The sequence below is a fragment of the Streptomyces sp. ICC1 genome, from assembly GCF_003287935.1.
In the GTDB taxonomy this organism is placed as follows: Bacteria; Actinomycetota; Actinomycetes; order Streptomycetales; family Streptomycetaceae; genus Streptomyces; species Streptomyces tritrimontium.
The window spans coordinates 5,270,115-5,290,301 of sequence record NZ_CP030287.1; the positions used below are offsets into that span (position 1 = coordinate 5,270,115).

The 20,187-nt window shown below is 69.6% G+C and carries 20 protein-coding genes and 2 pseudogenes; 8 read left to right on the forward strand and 14 right to left on the reverse strand.

What is annotated here, in order from left to right; genetic code table 11:
- The first annotated feature begins 477 nt into the window (after positions 1–477).
- Positions 478–870 (forward strand): hypothetical protein, encoded by a 393-nt coding sequence (locus DRB96_RS24855; protein WP_162688793.1) that lies wholly within the window; start codon positions 478–480, stop codon positions 868–870.
- A 242-nt stretch (positions 871–1,112) separates the two neighbouring features.
- Entirely contained in the window at positions 1,113–1,715 is a 603-nt protein-coding gene (locus DRB96_RS24860) for a hypothetical protein (RefSeq protein ID WP_112450459.1), read from the forward strand.
- 248 nt (positions 1,716–1,963) lie between these two features.
- Here DRB96_RS24860 and DRB96_RS24865 read toward each other — a convergent pair whose 3' ends face one another.
- The 4 genes from DRB96_RS24865 to DRB96_RS24880 form a co-directional block, all read right to left on the reverse strand.
- Complete coding sequence (locus DRB96_RS24865) at positions 1,964–3,133, reverse strand: hypothetical protein (RefSeq protein WP_112450460.1); 1,170 nt, start codon at positions 3,131–3,133, stop codon at positions 1,964–1,966.
- Positions 3,130–6,291: a DUF87 domain-containing protein gene (locus DRB96_RS24870; RefSeq protein ID WP_112450461.1), complete on the reverse strand. Its 3,162-nt coding sequence runs from the start codon at positions 6,289–6,291 to the stop codon at positions 3,130–3,132. Before DRB96_RS24870 ends, DRB96_RS24865 begins: the two co-directional genes overlap by 4 nt.
- 31 nt (positions 6,292–6,322) lie before the next feature.
- On the reverse strand, positions 6,323–6,925 hold the full coding sequence (locus DRB96_RS24875; RefSeq protein ID WP_112450462.1) for a hypothetical protein: 603 nt from the start codon (positions 6,923–6,925) through the stop codon (positions 6,323–6,325).
- A gap of 182 nt (positions 6,926–7,107) precedes the next feature.
- Positions 7,108–7,692, reverse strand: a complete 585-nt coding sequence (locus DRB96_RS24880; protein ID WP_112450463.1) for a TetR/AcrR family transcriptional regulator — start codon at positions 7,690–7,692, stop codon at positions 7,108–7,110.
- 174 nt (positions 7,693–7,866) lie between these two features.
- Between DRB96_RS24880 and DRB96_RS43880 the strand changes: the two genes are divergently transcribed.
- The gene (locus tag DRB96_RS43880) at positions 7,867–8,142 is read left to right on the forward strand and encodes a serine hydrolase domain-containing protein (RefSeq protein ID WP_239517758.1); all 276 of its coding nucleotides are present in this window, start codon (positions 7,867–7,869) and stop codon (positions 8,140–8,142) included.
- Between the two features lie 401 nt (positions 8,143–8,543).
- Here DRB96_RS43880 and DRB96_RS24890 read toward each other — a convergent pair whose 3' ends face one another.
- From DRB96_RS24890 to DRB96_RS24915, 6 genes are all read right to left on the reverse strand, one after another.
- A complete protein-coding gene (locus DRB96_RS24890) occupies positions 8,544–9,173 on the reverse strand; it encodes a class I SAM-dependent methyltransferase (RefSeq protein ID WP_112450464.1) in 630 nt (209 codons plus the stop codon).
- Between the two features lie 163 nt (positions 9,174–9,336).
- Positions 9,337–10,233, reverse strand: a complete 897-nt coding sequence (locus tag DRB96_RS24895) for a branched-chain amino acid aminotransferase (RefSeq protein WP_112450465.1) — start codon at positions 10,231–10,233, stop codon at positions 9,337–9,339.
- Positions 10,230–11,513, reverse strand: coding sequence for an ATP-grasp domain-containing protein (locus DRB96_RS24900; RefSeq protein WP_239516321.1), 1,284 nt, complete (start codon positions 11,511–11,513; stop codon positions 10,230–10,232). The genes DRB96_RS24895 and DRB96_RS24900 overlap by 4 nt, the downstream gene beginning before the upstream one ends.
- Positions 11,510–12,424, reverse strand: coding sequence for a DMT family transporter (locus tag DRB96_RS24905; protein WP_162688707.1), 915 nt, complete (start codon positions 12,422–12,424; stop codon positions 11,510–11,512). Before DRB96_RS24905 ends, DRB96_RS24900 begins: the two co-directional genes overlap by 4 nt.
- A 65-nt stretch (positions 12,425–12,489) precedes the next feature.
- The gene (locus tag DRB96_RS24910; RefSeq protein WP_112450467.1) at positions 12,490–13,764 is read right to left on the reverse strand and encodes a DUF6421 family protein; all 1,275 of its coding nucleotides are present in this window, start codon (positions 13,762–13,764) and stop codon (positions 12,490–12,492) included.
- Positions 13,761–14,351, reverse strand: coding sequence for a bacilysin biosynthesis protein BacA (locus tag DRB96_RS24915; protein WP_112450468.1), 591 nt, complete (start codon positions 14,349–14,351; stop codon positions 13,761–13,763). Before DRB96_RS24915 ends, DRB96_RS24910 begins: the two co-directional genes overlap by 4 nt.
- A gap of 359 nt (positions 14,352–14,710) precedes the next feature.
- Between DRB96_RS24915 and DRB96_RS44930 the strand changes: the two are divergent.
- Positions 14,711–14,954 (forward strand): annotated as a pseudogene (locus tag DRB96_RS44930) (RICIN domain-containing protein); the annotation flags it as partial.
- Between the two features lie 249 nt (positions 14,955–15,203).
- On the opposite strand, the gene soxR reads toward DRB96_RS44930, so the two are convergent.
- On the reverse strand, positions 15,204–15,668 hold the full coding sequence (gene soxR / locus DRB96_RS24920; RefSeq protein WP_112450469.1) for a redox-sensitive transcriptional activator SoxR: 465 nt from the start codon (positions 15,666–15,668) through the stop codon (positions 15,204–15,206).
- Between the two features lie 95 nt (positions 15,669–15,763).
- On the opposite strand from soxR, the gene fdxA reads away from it, so the two are divergent.
- Complete coding sequence (gene fdxA / locus DRB96_RS24925; protein WP_112450470.1) at positions 15,764–16,117, forward strand: ferredoxin; 354 nt, start codon at positions 15,764–15,766, stop codon at positions 16,115–16,117.
- Between the two features lie 250 nt (positions 16,118–16,367).
- On the opposite strand, the gene DRB96_RS24930 is transcribed toward fdxA, so the two are convergent.
- On the reverse strand, positions 16,368–17,108 hold the full coding sequence (locus DRB96_RS24930; protein WP_112450471.1) for a response regulator transcription factor: 741 nt from the start codon (positions 17,106–17,108) through the stop codon (positions 16,368–16,370).
- Positions 17,105–18,238: a histidine kinase gene (locus DRB96_RS24935; protein ID WP_275432025.1), complete on the reverse strand. Its 1,134-nt coding sequence runs from the start codon at positions 18,236–18,238 to the stop codon at positions 17,105–17,107. Before DRB96_RS24935 ends, DRB96_RS24930 begins: the two co-directional genes overlap by 4 nt.
- A gap of 284 nt (positions 18,239–18,522) precedes the next feature.
- Here DRB96_RS24935 and DRB96_RS24940 point away from each other — a divergent pair, with 284 nt between their 5' ends.
- From DRB96_RS24940 to DRB96_RS46345, 3 genes are all read left to right on the forward strand, one after another.
- Positions 18,523–18,945, forward strand: coding sequence for a DUF4190 domain-containing protein (locus tag DRB96_RS24940; RefSeq protein ID WP_239516320.1), 423 nt, complete (start codon positions 18,523–18,525; stop codon positions 18,943–18,945).
- A 363-nt stretch (positions 18,946–19,308) separates the two neighbouring features.
- Positions 19,309–19,716: a GNAT family N-acetyltransferase gene (locus DRB96_RS24945; RefSeq protein WP_239516319.1), complete on the forward strand. Its 408-nt coding sequence runs from the start codon at positions 19,309–19,311 to the stop codon at positions 19,714–19,716.
- Positions 19,653–19,817 carry a GNAT family protein gene (locus DRB96_RS46345; protein ID WP_343234704.1) on the forward strand — a complete coding sequence of 55 codons (165 nt, stop codon included), beginning with the start codon at positions 19,653–19,655 and terminating at the stop codon, positions 19,815–19,817. The genes DRB96_RS24945 and DRB96_RS46345 overlap by 64 nt, the downstream gene beginning before the upstream one ends.
- A gap of 36 nt (positions 19,818–19,853) precedes the next feature.
- Here the strand turns inward: DRB96_RS46345 and DRB96_RS24950 are convergent.
- Positions 19,854–20,146, reverse strand: a pseudogene (locus DRB96_RS24950) (IS5/IS1182 family transposase); the annotation flags it as partial.
- Positions 20,147–20,187 lie beyond the last annotated feature (41 nt).

Below are 20,187 nucleotides of genomic sequence, written 5' to 3' on the forward strand. Positions count from 1 at the left end.
CGCTGGTCCATTCTTTGTGGGGCTCACGGAAAGTGATGTCAGTGGGGTGTGATGGTATGGCCGGACTCTGCTGTTGACCTGCCGGGGAGGCCACGGCGATGCCCGCAAATCCGTCTCTGACCCGCGCCCTGGCCGAGGCTTTGGTCAGTGTCCTGTGGTTCGTCGAGGGCAGCGAAGACGAACAGATGGACCGGACGATGCCGTGAAGGTGCTGGAGGGTGTCGCCCATCTGTTCAGCCAACTGTCGCCTGATCAGCGACCCGACGGGATTTCCTGGAAGGGTTCCCTGAAGGATTTGGAGTGGTGACGGATGGGACGGGTGCAGCCGTTCTGGTTCTCTGCCACCGCGACGCAGGACCGGAACGACTCCCGGACGGGTGCCTGTCACAGGATGACGGGGGAATCCTCCGGATATGAGTGACGCATGCGCATGGTGCGGGTCGGCGATCACGACCGAGTTCCCTCGTCTGGAGAGACATGAGTTTTGACATCTTCGTAATGCGGTTCGACAAGGGCGAGACGACTCCGCTGGACATGGCCGTCGCCCACGAGGTCCTCGACCCCTACGCGGTGGCGCGGGACCCCGAGACGGACGTCCTGTGGGTGAGGACGGCAGAGGGCGAGGAGGCGGACGTCTACCTCCAGCCCCCTGACGGCATCACCTTCAACCGCTTCGGCGGCGGCGGGATCATGGACCTCCTCGCCGACCTGCTGCGACGCCTCGACGCCGTCCTCGTCGTTCCGGGCGGGCCGGTCGTGCTGACGCGAGACGAGGCCCGGCACCAGCTGCCGGAGGCCATGGTGGACCACTGCCCGGTGGTCGTCGCCCGCACCGGCGCGGAGATCGACCGTGCGATCAGGACCGCCTGAACGGGCCGTCTGATCGGGCCGCATACGAGGGGTCCTCCCCGGTGCGAGAAGCACCGGGGAGGCCCCCTTTCCTTGCGTGCGTGTCAGCCCTGGGCTGACCTGGACTTCCATCCATCTCAAAGGCTCCGGTCCACTTCTTGCGGCTCATGACAGAGCGTCACGACTTTCGGTGAGTGAACAGCATGGAGCGTGACGTGAACGGGTGCCATGATCGTGCCTTGGCGCATGTCGGGGGAGGGTGAGTGGAGCACTACACAGCCGATCAGCTTCGGGTGATGGTGTTCGAGGAGCACGTGCGGGCCCGTCCGGCCATGTACTTCCGTGTTGAGCGGGATAGCCCCGAGCTACCCACTGAGGTGCTTCAGCGGGTGGTCTGGGACGCGCTGCACCGCCGTGACGGTATGCATGGGCAGATCAGTGTGGAGATCACATCTGACCTCAGCTTCACGGTGGAGGACGATCAACTTCGCAGCGTCGACGAGGAGCAAAGGCTCCTTCCCGGGTTCTGTGAATCGCTGCTCGACAAGGATCGATGGGCTCCTGCAGCGGCAGCCGCGCTCAGCGTCCGCACGGTCATTGAGGTCTGGCTGGACGGCCGTGGTCACCACCAGGAGCTGGCTGGGGTGGCTCCCGTCGGCGTGTGGGAGGAGTGCCCCGTGCGGAGGCCGTACGGAACCAGGACGACGTTCCACCTCGATCCCTCGTACTTCGGCCCGGGCGAGGCCATCGCCTGGGCACTGCGGCCAGAGGAACTGCACGGAGAGGGATGCGAGGCGCACCTCTCACTCGCGACGTTCCCGATTCGCGATCTGCGCTCAGGAGACGACGGCTCAGCGGGCGAGTAGGACCCGTTTCCGTAGCAGATCGTCGGGCGGAGCTGGTCGGCCCACGGTGGGTGCCCGCGGAGGGCCGGATCGGGACGGGGACCGGGGCGCGCCACATCCGTCACCGGCCCGGCGGTCACGGCGGCTCGATTGCCACCATTGCCACACAGGATTCGGCGCGGAGGGGGGCTCAGTGTGAGCCTCCGCCGGGGGGTGCGGCTCGGTCGCCTTGCTGGTGTCCGGGTGGAGATGACGGTCCCGGTCCTCCTTCACCGGGACCTCGGGGGGACCTCCGTGTGGGAGGTGGATGTGACGTCGCCGTGGCGGTCCTTGCTCGTGATGTCCCTGGTCTTGGATCCGTCGGGCCTGTCGTGTTCCGTCACGGTGCTGGACCGAGTGACATGGCCACCGGCGTCCCTGGCCGTGTTTTCCATGGTCCTGCCGTCCTGGGTGGGCGTGGTCGTCCGCTCGACGCTTCCCTTGACGTGATCGTGTGCGTCCCTGCGGACCGTTGTCTCGTGGTGCCATCCGTCGTTGAGATCCGTCGTCGTCTTCGTCTCGCTGCTGGTCTTGTGCCCGTTGTGGATGTTGGTTTCCGTGCGCGTCTCGGTCCGGCCGTCGTTCGTCGCGTGCGATTCGACGTGCTCCTTGCCGGTGACCTTTCCGTCGGCGCCTCTGGTCACCGTGTCTTCGGTGCGCTGTCCGTCGTTCGTCACCGTCGTCTTGGTCGTGTCGCTTCCGGTGACCTTGTCGTTCGCGTACCGCGTTTCGGTGCGGGTCTCGTGCCAGCCGTTCTTGTCCTGGTGGGATTCGGTGTGTTCGGTGCTGGTGACCTTGCCGTTGGCGTTCTCGCGCACCGTGTCCACGGTGCGCGTGCCGTCGGGTCTGGCCGTCGTCGTGGTCGTCTCCGTGCCCGTCAGCTTCCCGTCCTTGAAGTCCTTTTCGGTGCGGGTATCGGTCCAGGATCCGTCCGACAGCCGCTCGGCCACGTCGTGCTCCGTGCTGGTGATCTTGCCGTCGGCGTCCTTGTTCACCGAGTCCGTCGTGACCGTCCCCCGGCTCACATCCGTCGACTGGGTCGTCGTGGTCGAACCGGTCAACTTTCCGTCGGCGTCGAAGTGATCCGTCGCGGTGATGACCGTACCGTCCTGCTTCTGGGTGGTGGTCGTCTTGTCCGTGCCACCGTCCCCGGTCTTCGTCTCACTCTTCGAGCTGTAATCCCCTGCTCCGTTGTAGCCGGAGGAGGACGATTCGCTGCTGGTGCCGTGCTTGCCCGCGTCCGAGCTGGAGGAGCCCTGGGAGGAGTCGCCGGCCGTCATGCGGGTGTCGACGCCGCGCATGCTGTGGTCCTTGTCTTTGTCTTTGTCCTTGTCTTTGTCCTTGCTTTTGTCCTTGTCCTTGTTCTGGTCGTCCTTCGGCGACGACTTGTCCTTCGTCATGGCCCACGCTCCTCGGTGCGTTCGGCCAGGGCCAGCAGCTGCGTGAGCACCCGCCGGTCCCTCCCCGGGTGGGCCCACTTCTCGGCGGCGAGCATCTGCTGGGCGAAGCACAGGGCCGTGCGGTCGGCCGTCCCCCGCAACTGCTCCGTCAGGTCCGGTGGCGCGTCCTCCTCGGGCAACTCCACCAGCTGGTAGGCCGCGTCCCGGCAAAGGTCCCAGGTGGCGGCAGGGCGCCCTTCCGGTGAGGTCCGGTCCGCTTCGCGGGCCTCCCCCCACACTCCCGAGAAGCCTCCCTCCGCCACCAGCTCCGCCACCGGCAGGGCGCACAGGCAGGGCGCAGGCCTGCCTGCCCAGATACGGGCGCAGCCCTGGAAGGGTCCCGGCCCGCCGCCTTGGAGGGCGAGCAGCACGAGTCGCAGTCTGGCCACCTCGTCCGAGGTCGCCACGCCCGCCAGGTGTCCCGTCAGCGCCGCGTCGAGCAGTACCGCGACTTCCCTGACCTCGGCGTACGTCCACCCCGCTCGCGCGCCGCGAACGTCGGCGAGGTGCCATGCGCCGTGCCGGGCCAGACAACCGAGCAAGGCCTGACGGTCCAGGTCACGCGGTCGGCCCGGCTCGACCAGGGCCTCCACGTCCCGCCAGGCGCGTTGCAGACCGTTCTGGTTCAGGACGGCCGAGAGTGCCACCCGCCCCAGCGCCCGCACCACCGCCGGTACCAGCAGGACGGACCGCGCCGCCGCGCACGCGGGCGCCGAGGCCAGACAGCGGTGGTCGCAGGCCACCGAGGCCGACAGCAGCTCGGACTGCTCTCCGTGGGCGGGGTGCGAGGCCATGTGTTCGCGCACCTCCGGGTGCGACGGCCAGGTCCCCGAACCGCCCTTGGACCGTGGCACCTGGATCAGCAGCGGGGCGTCCTCACCGTCGGTGAAGACCGCTGCGCGACCGATGGGCAGGGTGGCCAGGGCCAGGCTCTGCGCCGGCGTCATCGCCATGCTCGCGCCGAGCAGGTCCCGGTCGTCGCCGGCGACGATCCGGTGCACCACCTTGAGGTTGGTGTTCTTCAGGACGTCGGACGCGAGCTTGGTCGGGACCTGATCGACGACCACGACGCCCTGCCCGTACGCACGGATCTCGGACAGCATGTGGGTGAAGGTCTCCACGGCCTTGCCCCGCGCGTCCGACTCGGCCTCCTCGCCCCGCCTGCCGCCTGCCGAGGCCCCGGCGAGGAGCCGGTGCGCCTCCTCGACCACCAGCAGGTGCCGCAGTCCCTCGGCGTCACCCTGGATGCGGCGGTGTTCGGCGAGGCGGATGAGCAGCAGGCCCATCATGAAGGCCTTGTCGTCGTCGTCCCCCATGCCTTCCAGCTCCAGGACGGTGGGCCGGGCGAGGAGCTCGTCCATCGACAAGGGGCGTCCGGAGTCGAGCATCCGGCCCTTTCCTCCGGTCCGCAGACTGTTCAGGCGGGTCCGCAGTGCCGCCCGCAGGTCGCTGGTGACCCGCTCCTCGTAGCCGAGGCGGGGGACCAGTTCCTCCACCTTGCGCACGAGGTCGGTGAGGGTGGGGAAGGCGAGGGAGCGGTCTCCGTCGGCGGCCAGCCGCCGGTTGGTTCCGGCGGTGATGTCCCAGCCCCGGTCGGCGTACACCTCGTGGAGGGACGCCTCCAGCACCTGGGGCAGCGGGGTCCACATGCCGAAGCTCACCTGGAAGACCGAGCGGAGCAGGTCCAGGTGCACCGCCACGGGAACCCCTTCGGGGACTTCGAAGGGGTTCAGGCGCAGCGGCGAGACGGTTTCGTTGCCGAGGGTGAACACCTGGAGCCGGCTGCCCAGTTCCTCGTCCCGGAGCAGCACCCGGTACTCCGTCTTGGCGGGTTCGAGGACCAGGAAGGGGACGTCGTGCCGGGCGGCGAGGCGCAGCAGGTGGAAGACCGTGTTGGTCTTGCCGGAGCCGGTGACGCCGGTGACGAAGGCGTGACGGGTCAGCTGTGCGGCACGGATGCCGTACGGGACGGCGGTGACGCGCCGTCGTTCCACCACGGATCCGAGGAGCAGCGAGTCGGCGCTCACGGGCGGGGGCACGGTGTCGAAGTCGGGTACCTCCGTGATCGCGAACCCGTTGGTCTCCACGGTCGGCAGGTGCACGTAGGCCGCGAGCTGCGCGGAGCTGAGCAGCGACTGGTGCTGGAAGGGGTGCCGGTACCGGCTCGATGCCGTGTCGGCCGACGGGTCCGGGTCCGGCAGCGCCCAGGAGCGGGTGAGCGCGGGCACCTCTTCCCGGTCCCAGACCCGCACCGGCTCGGGCAAGGAGCGCTCGCCGGAGAACAACCCCCGCCACAGGCTGGCGACCTGCGGGTAGCTCTCCTCGTCGCCCAGGAGGTACACGGCGGTGCGCCAGGCTCCGGTGCCCTGGGCGTCACCGAGGCTCTTCAGCTGGGCGGTGAGCAGATCGACGTAGTGGTCGGCGAGGGGGCTCGGTGCCCCGCCCAGTTTGGCGGCGGTCTGGGCCCTGCGCATCTGGTTGATGACCTGCAGTTTGAGGTTGCGCACCACCGCCTCGCCCACGGGCTGGGCGAGTACCAGCGCCGACCAGCGGGCCTGCCCGAGTGCGCGCAGGAGCCGATCGACCTGGCGGACGCCGTCGTTCTCGTCCGGGGGTTTGGCGGTCGGGACGCCGAGCGCGAGACCGCCGCGCGCCCACGGGCCGGCGGCTGTTGCCGGCTCGTGGGCATCGTCGCTGCCGGGGCCTCCGTCGGTCAGGTCGAGGACGGGGTACAGGGTGCGCAACGCGCTCTCCAGGACACGGCGGTTGCGCGCGACGACCGCCGGGGCGCCCCCGGCGGGCAGCCAGGTCCCGAAGCGGATGCGGGCGCGGCCGGACTCCGCGCCGATCTCGAACGCGAGGGGGACCTTGCACTGGTAGAGGCTGACCAGCAGGTCCCGGGTGGGGGGTGCGGCAGCGGAACCGTCGATGCCGCTCACTTGTGGGTCGGGGCGTACGGCCGCGCCCTTGTGCAGCCGTCCGATGCCGTTGACGCGCATGAGGTCGCGCAGGTCCGCGGGTGCCTCGGTGAACCGGGCTCCGGGGCCGGGTCGCGGAGGCTCGAAATCCGCGCGCTGGAGGTGGTCAAGGTCCTCGGCGGTGAGTTCTTCGATCCCCATGGTCGATGCCCCTGGATGTCTCCGAGCGCGGTCAGGTGGGAAAGTCCGACGGCGGCCAGTCCGGCGGCGGCCCCGTGGGTGCGGTGATGAGCTGGAAGGCGATGTAGGCGATCCACAGCACGATGGCGGCGAAGAAGACACCGGCGATGACGAGGAGGACCTTCGGGATTCCCTTGGCGGTGACGACCGCGCCGGTCGTCTCGTTCTCGACGCGCTTGACGCGGAAGGTTCCGGCCTTCATCGTGCCGTGGGCACGCACCCAGTCGCCTTCGCCGAGTCCGCCCTCGAAGGAGATGCCGCGCATCTCGACCGGGACGAGCGTCACCCGCTGTCCCGCGGCGTCGTAGCGCTCCAGGCGGAAGGTCCACACCGACTCGTATTCCGATTGCCCGCGCTGCTCGGTACGCGCTTGGAGATTGCGCACCTGTCCCTCGACCGTGTGCCCGGCCGGTACCACCAGCTGGCGCGGGACGTCCTCGCGGCGCGGAACGTCTTCGTGTCGGGGAGGGTCCTCGTGGCGGGGCCCGACCTCGTGGCAGGGGGGCGGGGTGGCGGCGTGCGCGCCCGCGGGAGGCAGGACCGCGGTGACGCCGAGCAGGGCGGCGATGAGGGCCGTGCGGCGGAAGATCATCATGCCATGTGACATTACACAGAAGGGGTGTTGGCAGGGCAGGCGATTTCGGGGCAAGCGCGGGACACGACCGGCCAACGCCGGCCGCCGGGCCGCGTCCGGCTCCCCGGTTCCCCGACGGCCCGGGCGGGGGAGAGGGTGTGGGGTAAGACGTCGCCGCTACCGGGGAGCGCTGACCGCCGGGTCTACGGGGCGGGCTTGTCAGGCGGTGGCACCAGCGCGGGCAGGAGCGTGGCGATGACCGTCTCCATGTACGCCTCCGGCAGGGGGCGGGTGCGCAGGAGCCAGGTGTGGTAGATCGGCCCGTAGAGGAGTTCGACCGCCATTTCGAGGTCGAGGTCGGCGCGGATCTGCCCGGAGTCGCGGGCTTTGGCGAGGCGGGCGACACACGCGTCGATGGAGACCCGCAGGATGCGGGTGACCCCCTCCGCCGCGTCCTCATCGGATTGTGCGGCGCCGATCAGCCCGCGCCAGATCGTGCCGAACGCCGTATTGAACAGTTGCATGACGCTTGAGGTTTGAGCGACCAGATCCGCACGGATGTCACCGGTATCGGGAAAGCCGGCGGCGGCATCCCGAGCATTCTCGACACCCTCGATGAGGATGGCGGCTTTGGACGGCCACCACCGGTAGATGGTCGTCTTGCCGACACCCGCTCGGGCCGCGATCCCCTCGATCGTGATCGAGGCGAAACCCCGCTCGGCGCAGAGGCCGACAGCGGCCTCGATGATGGCCTGACGGGACTGTTCGCTGCGGATCGCGGGGGGCACGGACCGACTCTATCCGAGTGCAACGCTACGTCTCGTGTTGACAGCGTCCCGGTCCAGCCGCACACTGATGACGCAACGATCCGTTTCGTATCGATTGCTTAGCGGGGGCGCCCCCGGTACCCGTACCCACGGGTACCGGAACGGCGCCCACCGGATCTGACACCTCAAGACGCCGTGCAACACAGCTGCTCCAAGACCATGACCTCGGCGCTGATCCAACTCCTCGTCCAGGACGGCAAGGTCCGCCTCACCGACCCGGTGTCCGACTACGTGCCGGGTGTGCCCAACGGCGCGAGGATCACCCTCGCCGAGCTGCTGGAGATGCGCAGCGGGCTGTACGACTACACCGACGCGCCCGAGTTCCGGCGGCCGCCCGCTCGCCCAGCAGTTCAGGGACGGGCTGTTCACCCCGCTCGGCCTATCCGGCACCTCGCTCCCGGGTACCCGTGACACCTCCCTGCCCGCGCCGTACGCGCACGGCTACATGTCCGGAGGTTCCGCGCACGCCGTGACCGACGAGCCGTACCCCGCCGACGTACGGGCCGCGGCCCGCTCGGGGAAGCTGAAGCCGCTGGACTACACCCACCAGAACCCCTCCTACGCCACCGCCGCGGGCGGCGCCCTCTCGACGGCGGACGACATGGCCGCCTGGATCAAGGCGCTCGCTACGGGCGAGGTCGTCGACCCCGCCTCCCAGAAACGCAGGCTCGACAGCCCGCGGCCCCAGGATCCGGCCGCTCCCGAAGCAACCAGGTCTACGCGGGGGTCTCCTACCCCACCGTCACCGACCACGACGACCCCGGCCGGCAGGGGCCGGGCGGTTCCTGACCGCCCTCGAGCCGTCCCTCAGGTCAGGCGCGTCGTGTCGCGTAGCAGAAGAAGTGCTCCTCGGGCCCCGCGAGGGGGTCTGCGGGTACGAAGGACGAGGTGTGATGGTGGAGCACCTCCAGGCCGGCCGCCGTCAGCTGCCGCAGGTGCTGGTCCGCGGACAGGCTGCTGACGGTCACCGGATGGCCCATCCACTCGATGTCCAGCTCCCGGATGTCTCCCGGGACCGTGGCCAGCACGAGGTACCCGCCCGGCGCGACCCAGGACGCCATCCGGTCGAGGGCCGCCGCGATGTCCGGCTGGTCCATGACCAGGAGCGGGAAGAAGGAGCACACGGCGTCGAAGCCGACCGCCTGGGGCACGTACGTGCGTACGTCGGCCTGCTCGAAACGCGCCCCCGGAATCCGGGCACGGGCCGTCTCGACCATGGCCGCCGAAACGTCGATCCCGGTCACGGCGTGCCCGGCACGGACGAGCACCTCCGCCGTGGGCCTGCCGGTGCCGCTGCCCACGTCCAGCACCCGGGCCCCGGCGGGCAGCCGCCCCACGAGCCAGTCCAAGGCCTCCAACTGATCGGGCACGGTCCCGAACAGGTCCTCGTACCGTTCACCCAGCGCATCGAACACCTCGGCCGCGCTCTTGCGTCGGGTCATGTTCCCCACCTCGTCTCGGCTGCTGCCACGCTACCCGCGGGCCACCTCGACCCGGCACCCCCGCTCTCCCCCTTTGTCCCTGTCGGCCGGTCGGCCAGACCGGGTTGTGAGTTCATCGTGCCGCGGCCCCCGGCGCGGACCGCCGGGGGCCTCTCGGGGCCGCTCAGCGCAAGGCTGTGGTCCGGCTCGGCGCGTGGACCAGCCTGGTGTACGCCTCCGCCAGAGCGGTCGTCGTCCTGCCCACCGTGAACTCGTTCGAGTCGATGGCGCGGACGGGCTGAACCTCGTAGGCGGTGCCCGTGAGGAAACACTCGTCGAAACCGCCGAGTTCCTCGGGGCGGATATGCCGTTGCACCACGCGGATCCCGAGCTCACACGCCAACCCGAGCACGGTCGCCCGGGTGATGCCCGCGAGGAAGCAGTCCGCGACGGGGGTGTGCAGCTCATCACCGTCGACGAAGAAGATGTTGGCTCCCGTGGCCTCGGCGACGTGGCCGCGGTAATCGAGGAGCAGCGCGTCGTCGAAGCCGGCGGCGTCGGCAGCGTCCCGTGCCATGGTGCAGATGTTGTACAAGGACGCCGCTTTGGCCCGGACGGGCGCGGTGTCCGGATGGGGGCGCCGCCAGCGGGAGGTGCCCAAACGGATGCCGGCGTTCTTGGCATCGGCGGAGAAGACGTGCGGCCACTCCCACGTGGCGATCGCCACGTGGACGGAGACGCCGGCGCCGGACACGCTGATCTGCTCGCTGCCGCGCCATGCCACCGGCCGGACGTAGCCGTCGCGGATGCCTTGTCTGTCGACGAGTTCGAGCGTCGCCTCCTCCAGCTCGGTGACGGAGAAGGGGATGCGGAAGCCCAGCTCGAGCGCTGACTCGTGAAGCCTCTGCGAGTGCTCGGTCAGCTTGAAGACGTGGCCGTCGTAGACCCGTTCCCCCTCGAATACCCCACCGCCGTAGTGGAGTCCGTGGGTCAGTACGTGCAGGCGGGCGTCCCGCCAGGGTACGAAGCGGCCGTCGAGCCAGATGTGTCCGTCGCGGTCGTCGAGCGCCGCAGCGGTCACTGCTGTCCCTCCACGGGTGCGTAGTCGATACGGACGGTCTGCTCGATGGTGCGGTGGAACTCCTCGGCGTCCTCGGCGCACGGGTGGTGCGAGAGGATGAACGCCGGATAGCCGGTGAACTCCGGATAGGGCCGTACGACGTCACCCGGGTGCAGCATCTGGAGAACGTGGTCCACCCGGGGGTCCTCGGCCAGTTCGTCGAGGCCGTGGATGGCCGTGATCCGTCCGGAGCCGCCGCAGGGCACGATGTAGTTGGCCGCGGCCCCGGTCGCCCGGGCGGGTTGCGCCGGCGGTCCGGGCAGGGGGCAGGGGTCGAGTCCCGCGGCAATGCGTAGTGAGTCCGCCGCCAGGTCGGCTCCGGTGACGTGTGCGGCGATGTAGTGGGAAACGCCGGAGCCGCCGACCCGGGCGCCGAGTTCCAGCAGGTAGGGACGTCCGCCGTCGCGCAGCCGCAGTTCGGTGTGGGTCGGGCCGTCGGTGACCCCGAGGGCGCCGTGGGCGGCGACGACCTCGCGCACCAGGTCTTCCTGCACGTGGGGCGGGAGCGGAGCCGGTGCCTGGTAGATGCCCTCTTCGAAGTGCGGGCCGACCGGCTGGCCCTTGTAGCCGATGGACAGCACCTGCACCTCGCCGCGGTGGGCGAGGGACTCCACGGCGAATTCCGGGCCGTCCAGGTACTCCTCCACGACCAGACCCGCGACGTGGCTCAGGTTGTCCCGGCAGATCTGCCAGACCTCTTCGACGACGGCACGGAGCTGCTGCGGGCCATCGGCCTTGGTCACGCCGAGGCTGGAGAAGCCGTTGGCCGGCTTGACCACCACCGGAAACGTGAGACGGGCGGCGTCGGCCCACTGGCCCGGGTCGTCGAGGACGACGAAGTCCGGTACGTTCAGCCCCGCTTCGGCCAGCCGGCGACGCATGATCCGTTTGTCCTGCACGGCCCTGGCCGTCTCGCTGCCGAGCCCCGGAAGGCCGAGTGCTTCGGCCGCGTCAGCGACGAAGGGCACCGCGGGGTCGTACAGCGTCGTGATGCCGTCGAACGGGGCGTTCTCGTGACGTTCCCGCAGGATGCCCAGTGCCTTGGCCGGATCGCCCTCCACGTCCAGGGGGAGGACCTCCACCACGGCGGGAGGCAGCCGGTCCGGGGACACGGACTCGTCGGGGCGCGGGACCAGCACGATGTCGATGCCGGCCCGGTGCGCGCCTTCGAAGATCCAGGGCAGCGAAAGTCGCTGGTAGACCAAGACGATGACGGGGCGTGAGGGGTGCAGTTTCGTCACGGCGTACTTCTTTCGGGCTTGGTCGGGATCGGGGGCTGGTCGTGCTCCGCGGCCGGCACGCGGACCGGTGCGACCGTCATCCACACCCCCGCCGAGCACAGTGCGAGGAAGAGGAGGGAGACGAGTCCGGGGGCGTCCGCCGCGCCTCGTGCCCACTCTCCGAGGCGCACCAGGAACGGCACCACCAGTGCGACGGACGAGGTGAACAAGGGGCCCTTGCGCAGGATCAGTTCATGGGAGATGACGAAGACGGGGGCGGTGAGCAGCGCACCGAGCACCGCGACTCCCGCCCACTGGGCCGCGCTGATGGTGCCGAGCGGCACGGATACGGATGCGGTCAGGCCGAGCATGACCGTGGCCGCGCCGGTGACCGCCGGAAGGCCGGCGAGCGGCGGGACGTCGGCCATGTGCTTGCGGTAGACGTAGCCGTACAGGGCGTACGCGAACGTCCCGGCCAGGGCGAGGGCGACCCCGGACACGAGGAGTCCGCCTCCGCCGCCGGTACTCGCCGGGCCGGCGTCCAGCGCATAGCCCAGGGCCGCCGCCACGGCGAGCACGGTGCCCAGGACCCGGCGGACGCCTGCCTGTTCGCGGAAGGCGACGATGCCGATGACGAAGGTGATGCAGGGCAGGAGGGACACCACGAGGCCGACCCGGGAGGCGCCGATCCGGTCGACGCCGAGCAGCGTTCCCGTGTAGTACGCGAAGAAGCCCAGGAACGCCAGCAGCACGACGGCCCGGTGCCGGCCGCCGGTGAGCCGTATCGCCGTCCACGTCCGCGGCCGCAGCGCGGCGATCGCGCCGATGACGAGGAAGCTCGCCGCGGTGCGGCCGGCCGCGACGGCCAGGGGCGGGGTGTCGCTGACCAGCTTGCCGGAGACCACCCATCCCGCGGCCAGGAGCAGCACCATGAGGCAGGACAGGGCCGGGGTGCCGAGGCGGGCGCTCCAACGACTCTCACCGTCATGAGGCGGGCTCACCATTCCGCGCCCGCGAACCGCAGCGCGGGCAGGCCGGCCAGCGTCCGCTTGGCCCTCAGGAGGACGCTCTGATCCTCGGTGAAGCCGAATCGCTGCTTCGCTTCGCCGGGGGGCAGGTACGCGCGCACGAGTTCCTTGGCCGCGGCACGGTACTCGTCGTCCGTGCGGACCCGGTCCTCAAGCTGCTCCACGGCAGCGACGTACGCGCGCAAGGCGTCGAGGGTCTTGTCCCAGTCCAGCTGGAGCAGGCCGTCGGCCTCCGGCGATTCGGTCAGCGCATGGTGGCGGCGCAGCCAGGAGTAGAGGAAGACACCGGTGCCCGAATCGAAATTGCGGGTCGCGTCGTCGGCCTGCGGGTAGCGGAAGACGCGCTCCAGCAAGATCATGGCGATCTGTTCCCGCGCGAAGGGGACTCCGCCGTCCGCGCAGGCGAGGACGGTCTTGGCGTCGACCTTGGTCTCCTCCAAGAGGCCGACGAACCAGTTCATCTTCAACGTGATGTGCTGGTCGAACGGCCAGCGCCCCTGGTAGTGCATGGAGTCGTGCAGGTATCCCCAGATCGCACGGGCCTCGTAGCAGACCTCCGGCGCCAAGCCGGACGAGGCCCTCGGTACGGAACCCGCCGTGAGTACCGCCTCGGCTCCCGGCAGGGCGTAGGTCTCGTGGATCTTGCGCATCTTGTTGTAGAAGAACATCGCGTACGGCTGGTCTTCCACCTTGTCGCGCGCGGCCACGTTCTCGGGAAAGAACACGAGGCAGTTGCCGTGTGCGAACCCGTGGCTCCCCGCGACGAGCACCAGGGACTGGCAGTTGTTCTTGGGGTGGGGGAAGGACGTGGCCAGTTGCGGGAGGGCATCGGGTTCCTTGCGCAGTGCGAGGAAGCAGTCGAGCCGTTTGCCGACGGGCGGCACGCTGTTGGTGGTCTGCGCGGGAGCCAGGAAGAACACGTGCCCGCCGTCGGCCGGTGGTGTGAGCGCGTCCCGGGAGCGGGCGAAGTCCGGCGCGCTGTCCAGACCTTCGCAGAGCCAGCCGTCCACGTCCGCCGCCAGCGCGGCGGCCTGACCGGGCTGTCCGTTGCGGACGTACCAGGCGGTGGCCTCGTCCCGGATCTCGGCGAGCAGTTCCCCATCGGCGGTCCGCGGTGCCGTCACCGTACCGTTGTCGGCCTGCCGGAGGCGGAAGTGATTGACCTTGGGTATGAGGGATCCGGCGAGTTCCCTCGCCTCGGCGCGCAATGCTGCGCTGAGCGGGGCGGTGGCGGTGGAGGTCACAGCGCTGCTCCCGCGCCGTCCGGCCGGCCGTCCGCGGCAAGTACCTGGTGGATGGTGAAGACCATGGGCACCGGCCCGAAATCGCGAAGAATGCGCATCCCGTGCCGCTCGGCGGCGACGAGGGTGGTGATGCAGCCTTCGCTCAGGTCGGCCGCGCAGTCGATGGCGGCCTGGGAATTGCTCAGCACCAAGCGGGGCTCGGCTTCCCGCGGGACCAGTCCGATCGGGGCAGGATGCGTGGAGACGGTGCCGGGAGCATCCGCCCCCATGCTGGCCAGGACCATGTTGTGCGTCGGCATGATGAAGCTGTCAACCATGTGCAGCCGGTGCAGGTTCCCGAAGGTCAAGGTATGGAGCGCCGGATAGACGGCGCAGGCCACGAGCGCGTGCTCCCCGTCGTGCGGGACCGCCTCGAGGGCGTCCTCGAGTGACGCGTGGAGTTCGACCGTGCCGGCGGTTCCCCGGCGCCGCAGCCATTCATGGGCGGCGGCTTCGAGGTTCGTCCCGTGCGGGCCGAGCGTGTGGACGTGACGGATGCCGTCGGGACCTAAGCCCGTGCGCCGGCGGGGCTCAGCAGTCGTAGTCAAGTTTCCTCCTGGATGCGTCCCGGGCCATCACCCGGAACGGCCGTTCGTCGGGGCTACGGATCTCGCCCGTCCAAGCGATCAAACATCCCGGCGCTCTCGCACACAAAGCAATTCGCGTGTGCTTTTCGCAAGCCAAGACCCAAGTCGGCGCAATCTCGGACGATTACGACCACCAGCCCCCCCGCCGTCACGGACCTCGTCTCCTGGCTCGGAAGACCGGGTCCCTGGTCGGCAGTCGGCCCCGCGGCGGCAGCTGCCCCGCGGCGGCCGACTTTCCCCGGGAGACGGCGAGAGCGGTGCCGGCGAGGAGAACCAATGCCCCCGTTCCCCGCAGCCAGCCGAAAGACTCACCGGGCAGGATCGTGCTCAACCTCGCGGTGGGTGGCGACTGGCCAGGTGACCCGAAGGCTCGATCGTCTTCCCGAACCGGCTCGTCGTCGACCACGTCCGGGTCACCACCTGGGACGACGGGAACGGCGGCGCAAGCGGTGCGTTCGTCGGCCCGGCCGGCAAATGCCTCGACGTGGTCGGCGCCCAGACCGCCAACGGCACAGGTCCCAGCTCTGCACCTGCAACGGCACGGCCGCCCAGCGGTGGACTCTGCCCGCCTGACCCATCGGACGGAGGCCATGCCAGGGCCCGACTGGCGTCCGTGCCCGGGCCCGGGCGCCGCCTCGCCACTGAGCCCCTTCCGGCAGAGTGCCATTGGCCGATGCCGTACACGACCGGGGGAAGTCAAGGGGGGCGTGCTCCCACTCCCGCAGGTGGCGGCGTTCACGGCGTGAAAGGCCGCTGTGAGACGGGCACTTGAGTACGGCTCCCAGCGGTTGGCCCGGACTGCGATGCTCCGTCTCACAGCCGTCGGGGGCCGACACCGTCCTCAGCGAGCGTGTCTCCGGGGTTCAGCAGAGCGCACGCCTTCATCGAGAGACATCCGCAGCCGATGCACCCGGTGAGCTCGGCCTCAAGCCGCTCGATGGTCTGTCGGCGCTCCTCCAGTCGACGCTTCCAGCTCCGCGAGGCGCGCTGCCACTCCTGGTGACTCGGTGGGCGGTCGAGCGGCACGTCGGCGAACGCCTCTCGAAGGTCCTGCAACGGGATGCCGATCCGTTTGGCCACCGAGATCAATGCGACACGGCGCAGCATGTGCCGAGGGTAACGACGCTGGTTGCGATCGTCACGTTCGGACGCGATCAGGCCGAGCTCTTCGTAGAACCGCAGGGCGGAGACGGCCGCCCCGGTTCGTGCGCTCACCTCGCCGATGCTCAGCCAGTCGTCCGGGGTGGCCCGGACGTCGCCGGAACGGTTGCTCGTCATGAAATGCCTCCTGTTGACCTCAAGGCTACTTGAGGCCATACGGTCGGCTGCGTCGGAACGGCAGGCAGGAACCACCTGGAGAGGACGGCAGTTCGATGACGTTTGTGATCGCTTTGCCCTGTGTGGATGTCAAGGACAGGGCATGCATCGATGAGTGCCCTCTCGACTGCATCTACGAGGGCGAGCGCATGCTCTACATCCAGCCGGACGAGTGCATCGACTGCGGTGCCTGCGAGCCGGTGTGCCCGGTCGAGGCGATTTTTTTCGAGGACGACACCCCGCAGGATTGGCAGCACTTCAACACCGTGAACGCCGAGTTCTTCTCCGACCTCGGCGCCCCCGGCAGCAGCGCGAAACTCGGTCCGATCGGACGGGACCATCCGATCGTGGCAGCACTCCCGGCTCAGGGGGCCGTCCCTTCAATCCTCGCGATACCGCCCAATGCCTGACGGCCGCTCACGTGAAGGACAGCGGGCGGCTATCGGTACGTGCCGCGGCAGATGCCCTGTCTCAACGAAGCAAGTCGCGCCGATTCGTCTCAACGAATTCAGTCGCCGCAGGTGAGCCCGCCGCGAGGGCGGGTAACTCCCCAGGTTCTCATAGCCGGGCGCGCCCCGGGGGAGCGGTGGCACAGGCGTGGACCGCCCGGGAGGCTGGTCCAGCGGCACAGGCGGGCCGGGGCAGACAGCTGATGTTGCGTCAGCCCGTGACCCCGGGCACGACCAGGCCGGTTTCGTACGCGATCACCACCGCGTGGGTCCGGTTCTGCGCGCCGAGTTTGGTCAGCACGTTCCCGACGTGCGTCTTCACCGTCTCCAGGCTCACCCTGCACGACTCCGCGATGTCCGGGTTGGACCGGCCGGTGGCCATCAGGCGCAGCACCTCCTCCTCCCGGCCCGTCAGCGCCGCCTGCGGCAGCGCCTGGACGGATGCCAGTGGGCGGGCGGTGACCATCTGGCGCAGGGCCGCCGGGAAGAGGATCGCCTCGCCCGCCGCGACCACCCGCACCGCCTCCGCGATCTTGGCGACGGGGAGCCGCTTGAGCACGAAGCCGCTGGCCCCGGCGCTGAGTGCGGCGGTGACGTAGTCGTCGTTCTCGAAGGTGGTGATCATCACGACTTTCGGCGGGTCGGCCGACCCGGCGAGGAGCTGCCGGGTGGCCTCAATGCCGTTGCGGCGCGGCATCCGTACGTCCATCAAGACCACGTCCGGCCGCAACTGCCGCGCCCGCTCGACCGCTTCGATGCCGTCGGCGGCCTCCCCGACGACGGCGATCCCGGGCTGCATGGCGAGCAGCGTGCGCAGACCGCTGCGGGTCACCTCGTCGTCGTCCGCGATCAGGAGGGTGGTGCAACTGGAGGCGCCGGCGGTGTCAGTGGTGACGGCTGGGCTCGCGTCGGGGCCGGTCGCGACCGCTGCGCTCGCTTGTGAGCCGATCATGCGGGCAAGCGTACCGGCAGCCGGACCGCGAGCCGCCAGTGCTCCGGTCCGTCCGGACCGGCCTCGATTTCGCCGTGCAGGAGCCGCACGCGCTCCAAGAGGCCGGGCAGGCCGTGCCCGGACGTCGGGAAGGGACCCGGGCTCCTTCCGCTCCCGGCTCCGGTCCGGTTGACCACGCCGAGCTCCAACGAGTCCGGCGCGGTCGCCACCGTGACCCGGATCGGACCGCCCGCTCCGTGTCGCAGCGCGTTCGTCAGGCCTTCCTGCAGGATCCGGTACGCCGCCCGGGAAAGCGTCCCCTGCACCTGCGCACAGTCGCCCGACAGCTCCGGCTCCACCACCGCGCCCGCGTGCCGCAGCCGGTCGAGCAGCTCGGGCAGGTCGGCCAGGGTTCGGGCCGGTGCCCTCCCCACCTTCTCCTCGCGCAGCATGCCCAGCACATAGTCCAGGTCTTCAAGGGCGGCCCGGGTCGACTCCTCGATGGTGCGCAGGGCGGCCCGCGCCGCCGCCGGGTCGACGCAGAGCACCTCGCCCGCCACCGCTGCCTGGATCGTGGCGGCCGTCAGGGTGTGCCCGATCGAGTCGTGCAACTCGTGGGCCAGCCGGTTGCGTTCGGCCAGTACCCGCTCCCGCTCGGCCGCCAGCGCGAGCCGCTCGGCCGACGACGGACCCAGCAGCCTGGGCGCCAGCCACCGCAGGGCGTGCGTCACCGCCAGGCACAGAGCCGCCGCCAGCAGCAGGCAGCAGAGCGCCGCTGCCCAGCTCTGCCAGCCGCTCTCCGCCCGCAGCGACCAGCCGTTCACACTCACCCCGACCTCGGCGCCGGCCCAACCACCGGGAAGGAGCAGGCCCGCGACGAACAGCAGGATGCTCAGCTGCGCCCCCGCCCACCCCAGCACCACATGCGACAGCAGCCAGAGCGGGGTCCGCAGGCGGTCGGCGCCCGATGCCGTGGAAGGAGCCGCCCCGTCTCCGGGCGGCCGCGCACGCCGACGCTCGCCCACGGGATCCGGCAACGGCACCACCAGCATCCGCCGGGCGCAAGCGATCAGCACCCGCCGCGTGGTACGAGCCAGCCCGATCACGCCGATCAGTACGGACCAGACCAGCACGGTCAGAGCGAACTGCACTCCCGAGGAAGCGGATGGCCACGCCACCGCCGGCAGGGCTGCGAAAGGCAGCAATGGAAGGCTCGCCAACGCGCCGCAATAGGCGAAGAGCGCACCCGAATACGTGGAGCCGCGCAGCAGCGGCCGGATTCCTCTGAACATGGCCAGGCAAGTATGACCGGACGGCTCACCGGCGGCCTCCCCCGATCGGGGGAGCGAACTCTCCCGCCTTCCCGCGATGTGTCCGTGGGTTCCCGAAACCAGAATCGTGGTCTCACCAGTTGACGGGACGGAAGGACGGGCTGATGAACGCTCAGGAGATCGAGACGACGCTGAATCACACGGTGTCCGCGCAGGACCAGGCCGTACGGACTCAGACGGCACCGAACGCAATGGCGCCGGGCCTGACAGCACCGAAGAACGGGCTGGCCACAGCCGCCATGACACTGGGCATCATCGGCCTGTGCACCTCGGTCGTCTTCGTCGGCGGCCCGCTCGCCGTGATGGGCCTGATCCTGGGCATCGCCGCGCTGATGGCGGCCAAGCGGACAGGTGTGGGCCGGGGCAAGGCCGTCACCGCCGTGGTGACGTCGTCCCTCGCGATCGTGGTGTCCGGGCTGGTCGCCGTGTTCATGCTCTGGTATGCGAACACGACGCAGGAGTGCTACCAGCCCGACAGCTTCCACCAGTACACGCAGTGCGTCCACGAGCACCTCGACGGAAACTGAACGGCCTTTCCGTTCCCTCACCGGTGCACCGGCTGCCCGCTTTCCCCGACAAGGAGGCGATGTTCACCTCGTCCGATGCGCCTTCGATGCTGGCCGACGCCGGGAAATGGTCGCTGTCCTCCGGAACTTCCTCAAGTAGCACTTGGTCCCGGCCGCGGGCATCGGTCTGGAGCCGGCAGGCGAATGCGCGTGACACGGCCCGACCGGCGCGTATCTCACACCCCCAGGAGTGCCGGAATCGAGAACTGACGGCGCTGGGCCTTCCGCCCCGCCTGGCCGTCGGTGAAGCGTGATGGGCTCCTGATCTTCATCTCTGCGCGGTGCCCCCTTCGTGATCGTCCTATGAGTCAGCACTCGGTAGCCTTGGACAAGATCGTTTTGGGGGACTGGCCGGCCGTTCACTCGTGGGCGTGTCTCCCGGAGGTGTGCCGCTATCAGTCCTGGGGGCCGAACACGCAGGTCCAGACGCAGGACTTCGTGGACTCCGCGGTCAAGGCCTGGTCGGGCACCCCACAGCACCGGTTCCCCTGCATCGCCCGCGTCGGGCGGGATGTGGTGGGCATGGGTGAGTTGCATGTCCGCAGCCACAAGCAGCGCCAGGGCGAGATCTCCTACATCGTGCATCCCCGGGTATGGGGACAGGTCATCGGCATGGAAATGGGTCGGCAGCTGCTCGCGCACGGGTTCGGCGAGCTGGGCTCCATCGCATCCATGCCACCTGTGACCCGAGGAATCTCGGCTCCTCCCGAGTGCTGTCCAAGATCGGTATGACGCACGAGGGACGTCTGCGCGACACGGCTCTGCTCCACGACGGCTGGCGAGACTCCGTGATCTTCAGCAGCCTCGAAGGGGAATGGCGCTCCACTGCGTAGACCCGCCTGTGGGGTGCTGTCGAGTTTCGGGTTCCACTTGTGGGACGTGTTGCGGGCTTCCTTCCGGTCGGGCAGAGCTTCGCCCTTGCGCCGGCGGTGGGGCATGAGGAGTCCGGTGTCGGGACAGCCGCCGTCGGCAGCTTTGGCGCCGGATTCCTCCCATGCCTTGCAGTCGTTGCGGTTGCCCGGGGGTGGGGCCGGTCGACCACCACGACGAGCCGGGTATCGGCGTCGATGACCACCTGGTGGTTGGTGGAGTACCGATGGATGGTTCTTCGATCGTCGGCGATGGTGTGGTTGCGGGTGGGTACCAGGGACGCCGTGATCACACCAGCCACAGCGAGAGCATCTCAGTTGCCGGCGCCATTCG

What these genes read in the sequence shown, in the direction of transcription:
- DRB96_RS24855 (WP_162688793.1), top strand. Translation starts at nt 478, where the DNA reads ATGAGTTTTGACATCTTCGTAATGCGGTTCGACAAGGGCGAGACGACT.
- DRB96_RS24865 (WP_112450460.1), bottom strand. Translation starts at nt 3,133, where the DNA reads ATGACGAAGGACAAGTCGTCGCCGAAGGACGACCAGAACAAGGACAAG.
- DRB96_RS24870 (WP_112450461.1), bottom strand. Translation starts at nt 6,291, where the DNA reads ATGGGGATCGAAGAACTCACCGCCGAGGACCTTGACCACCTCCAGCGC.
- DRB96_RS24875 (WP_112450462.1), bottom strand. Translation starts at nt 6,925, where the DNA reads ATGATGATCTTCCGCCGCACGGCCCTCATCGCCGCCCTGCTCGGCGTC.
- DRB96_RS24890 (WP_112450464.1), bottom strand. Translation starts at nt 9,173, where the DNA reads ATGACCCGACGCAAGAGCGCGGCCGAGGTGTTCGATGCGCTGGGTGAA.
- DRB96_RS24905 (WP_162688707.1), bottom strand. Translation starts at nt 12,424, where the DNA reads ATGGTGCTGCTCCTGGCCGCGGGATGGGTGGTCTCCGGCAAGCTGGTC.
- soxR (WP_112450469.1), bottom strand. Translation starts at nt 15,668, where the DNA reads ATGACGAGCAACCGTTCCGGCGACGTCCGGGCCACCCCGGACGACTGG.
- fdxA (WP_112450470.1), top strand. Translation starts at nt 15,764, where the DNA reads ATGACGTTTGTGATCGCTTTGCCCTGTGTGGATGTCAAGGACAGGGCA.
- DRB96_RS24930 (WP_112450471.1), bottom strand. Translation starts at nt 17,108, where the DNA reads ATGATCGGCTCACAAGCGAGCGCAGCGGTCGCGACCGGCCCCGACGCG.
- DRB96_RS24940 (WP_239516320.1), top strand. Translation starts at nt 18,523, where the DNA reads ATGAACGCTCAGGAGATCGAGACGACGCTGAATCACACGGTGTCCGCG.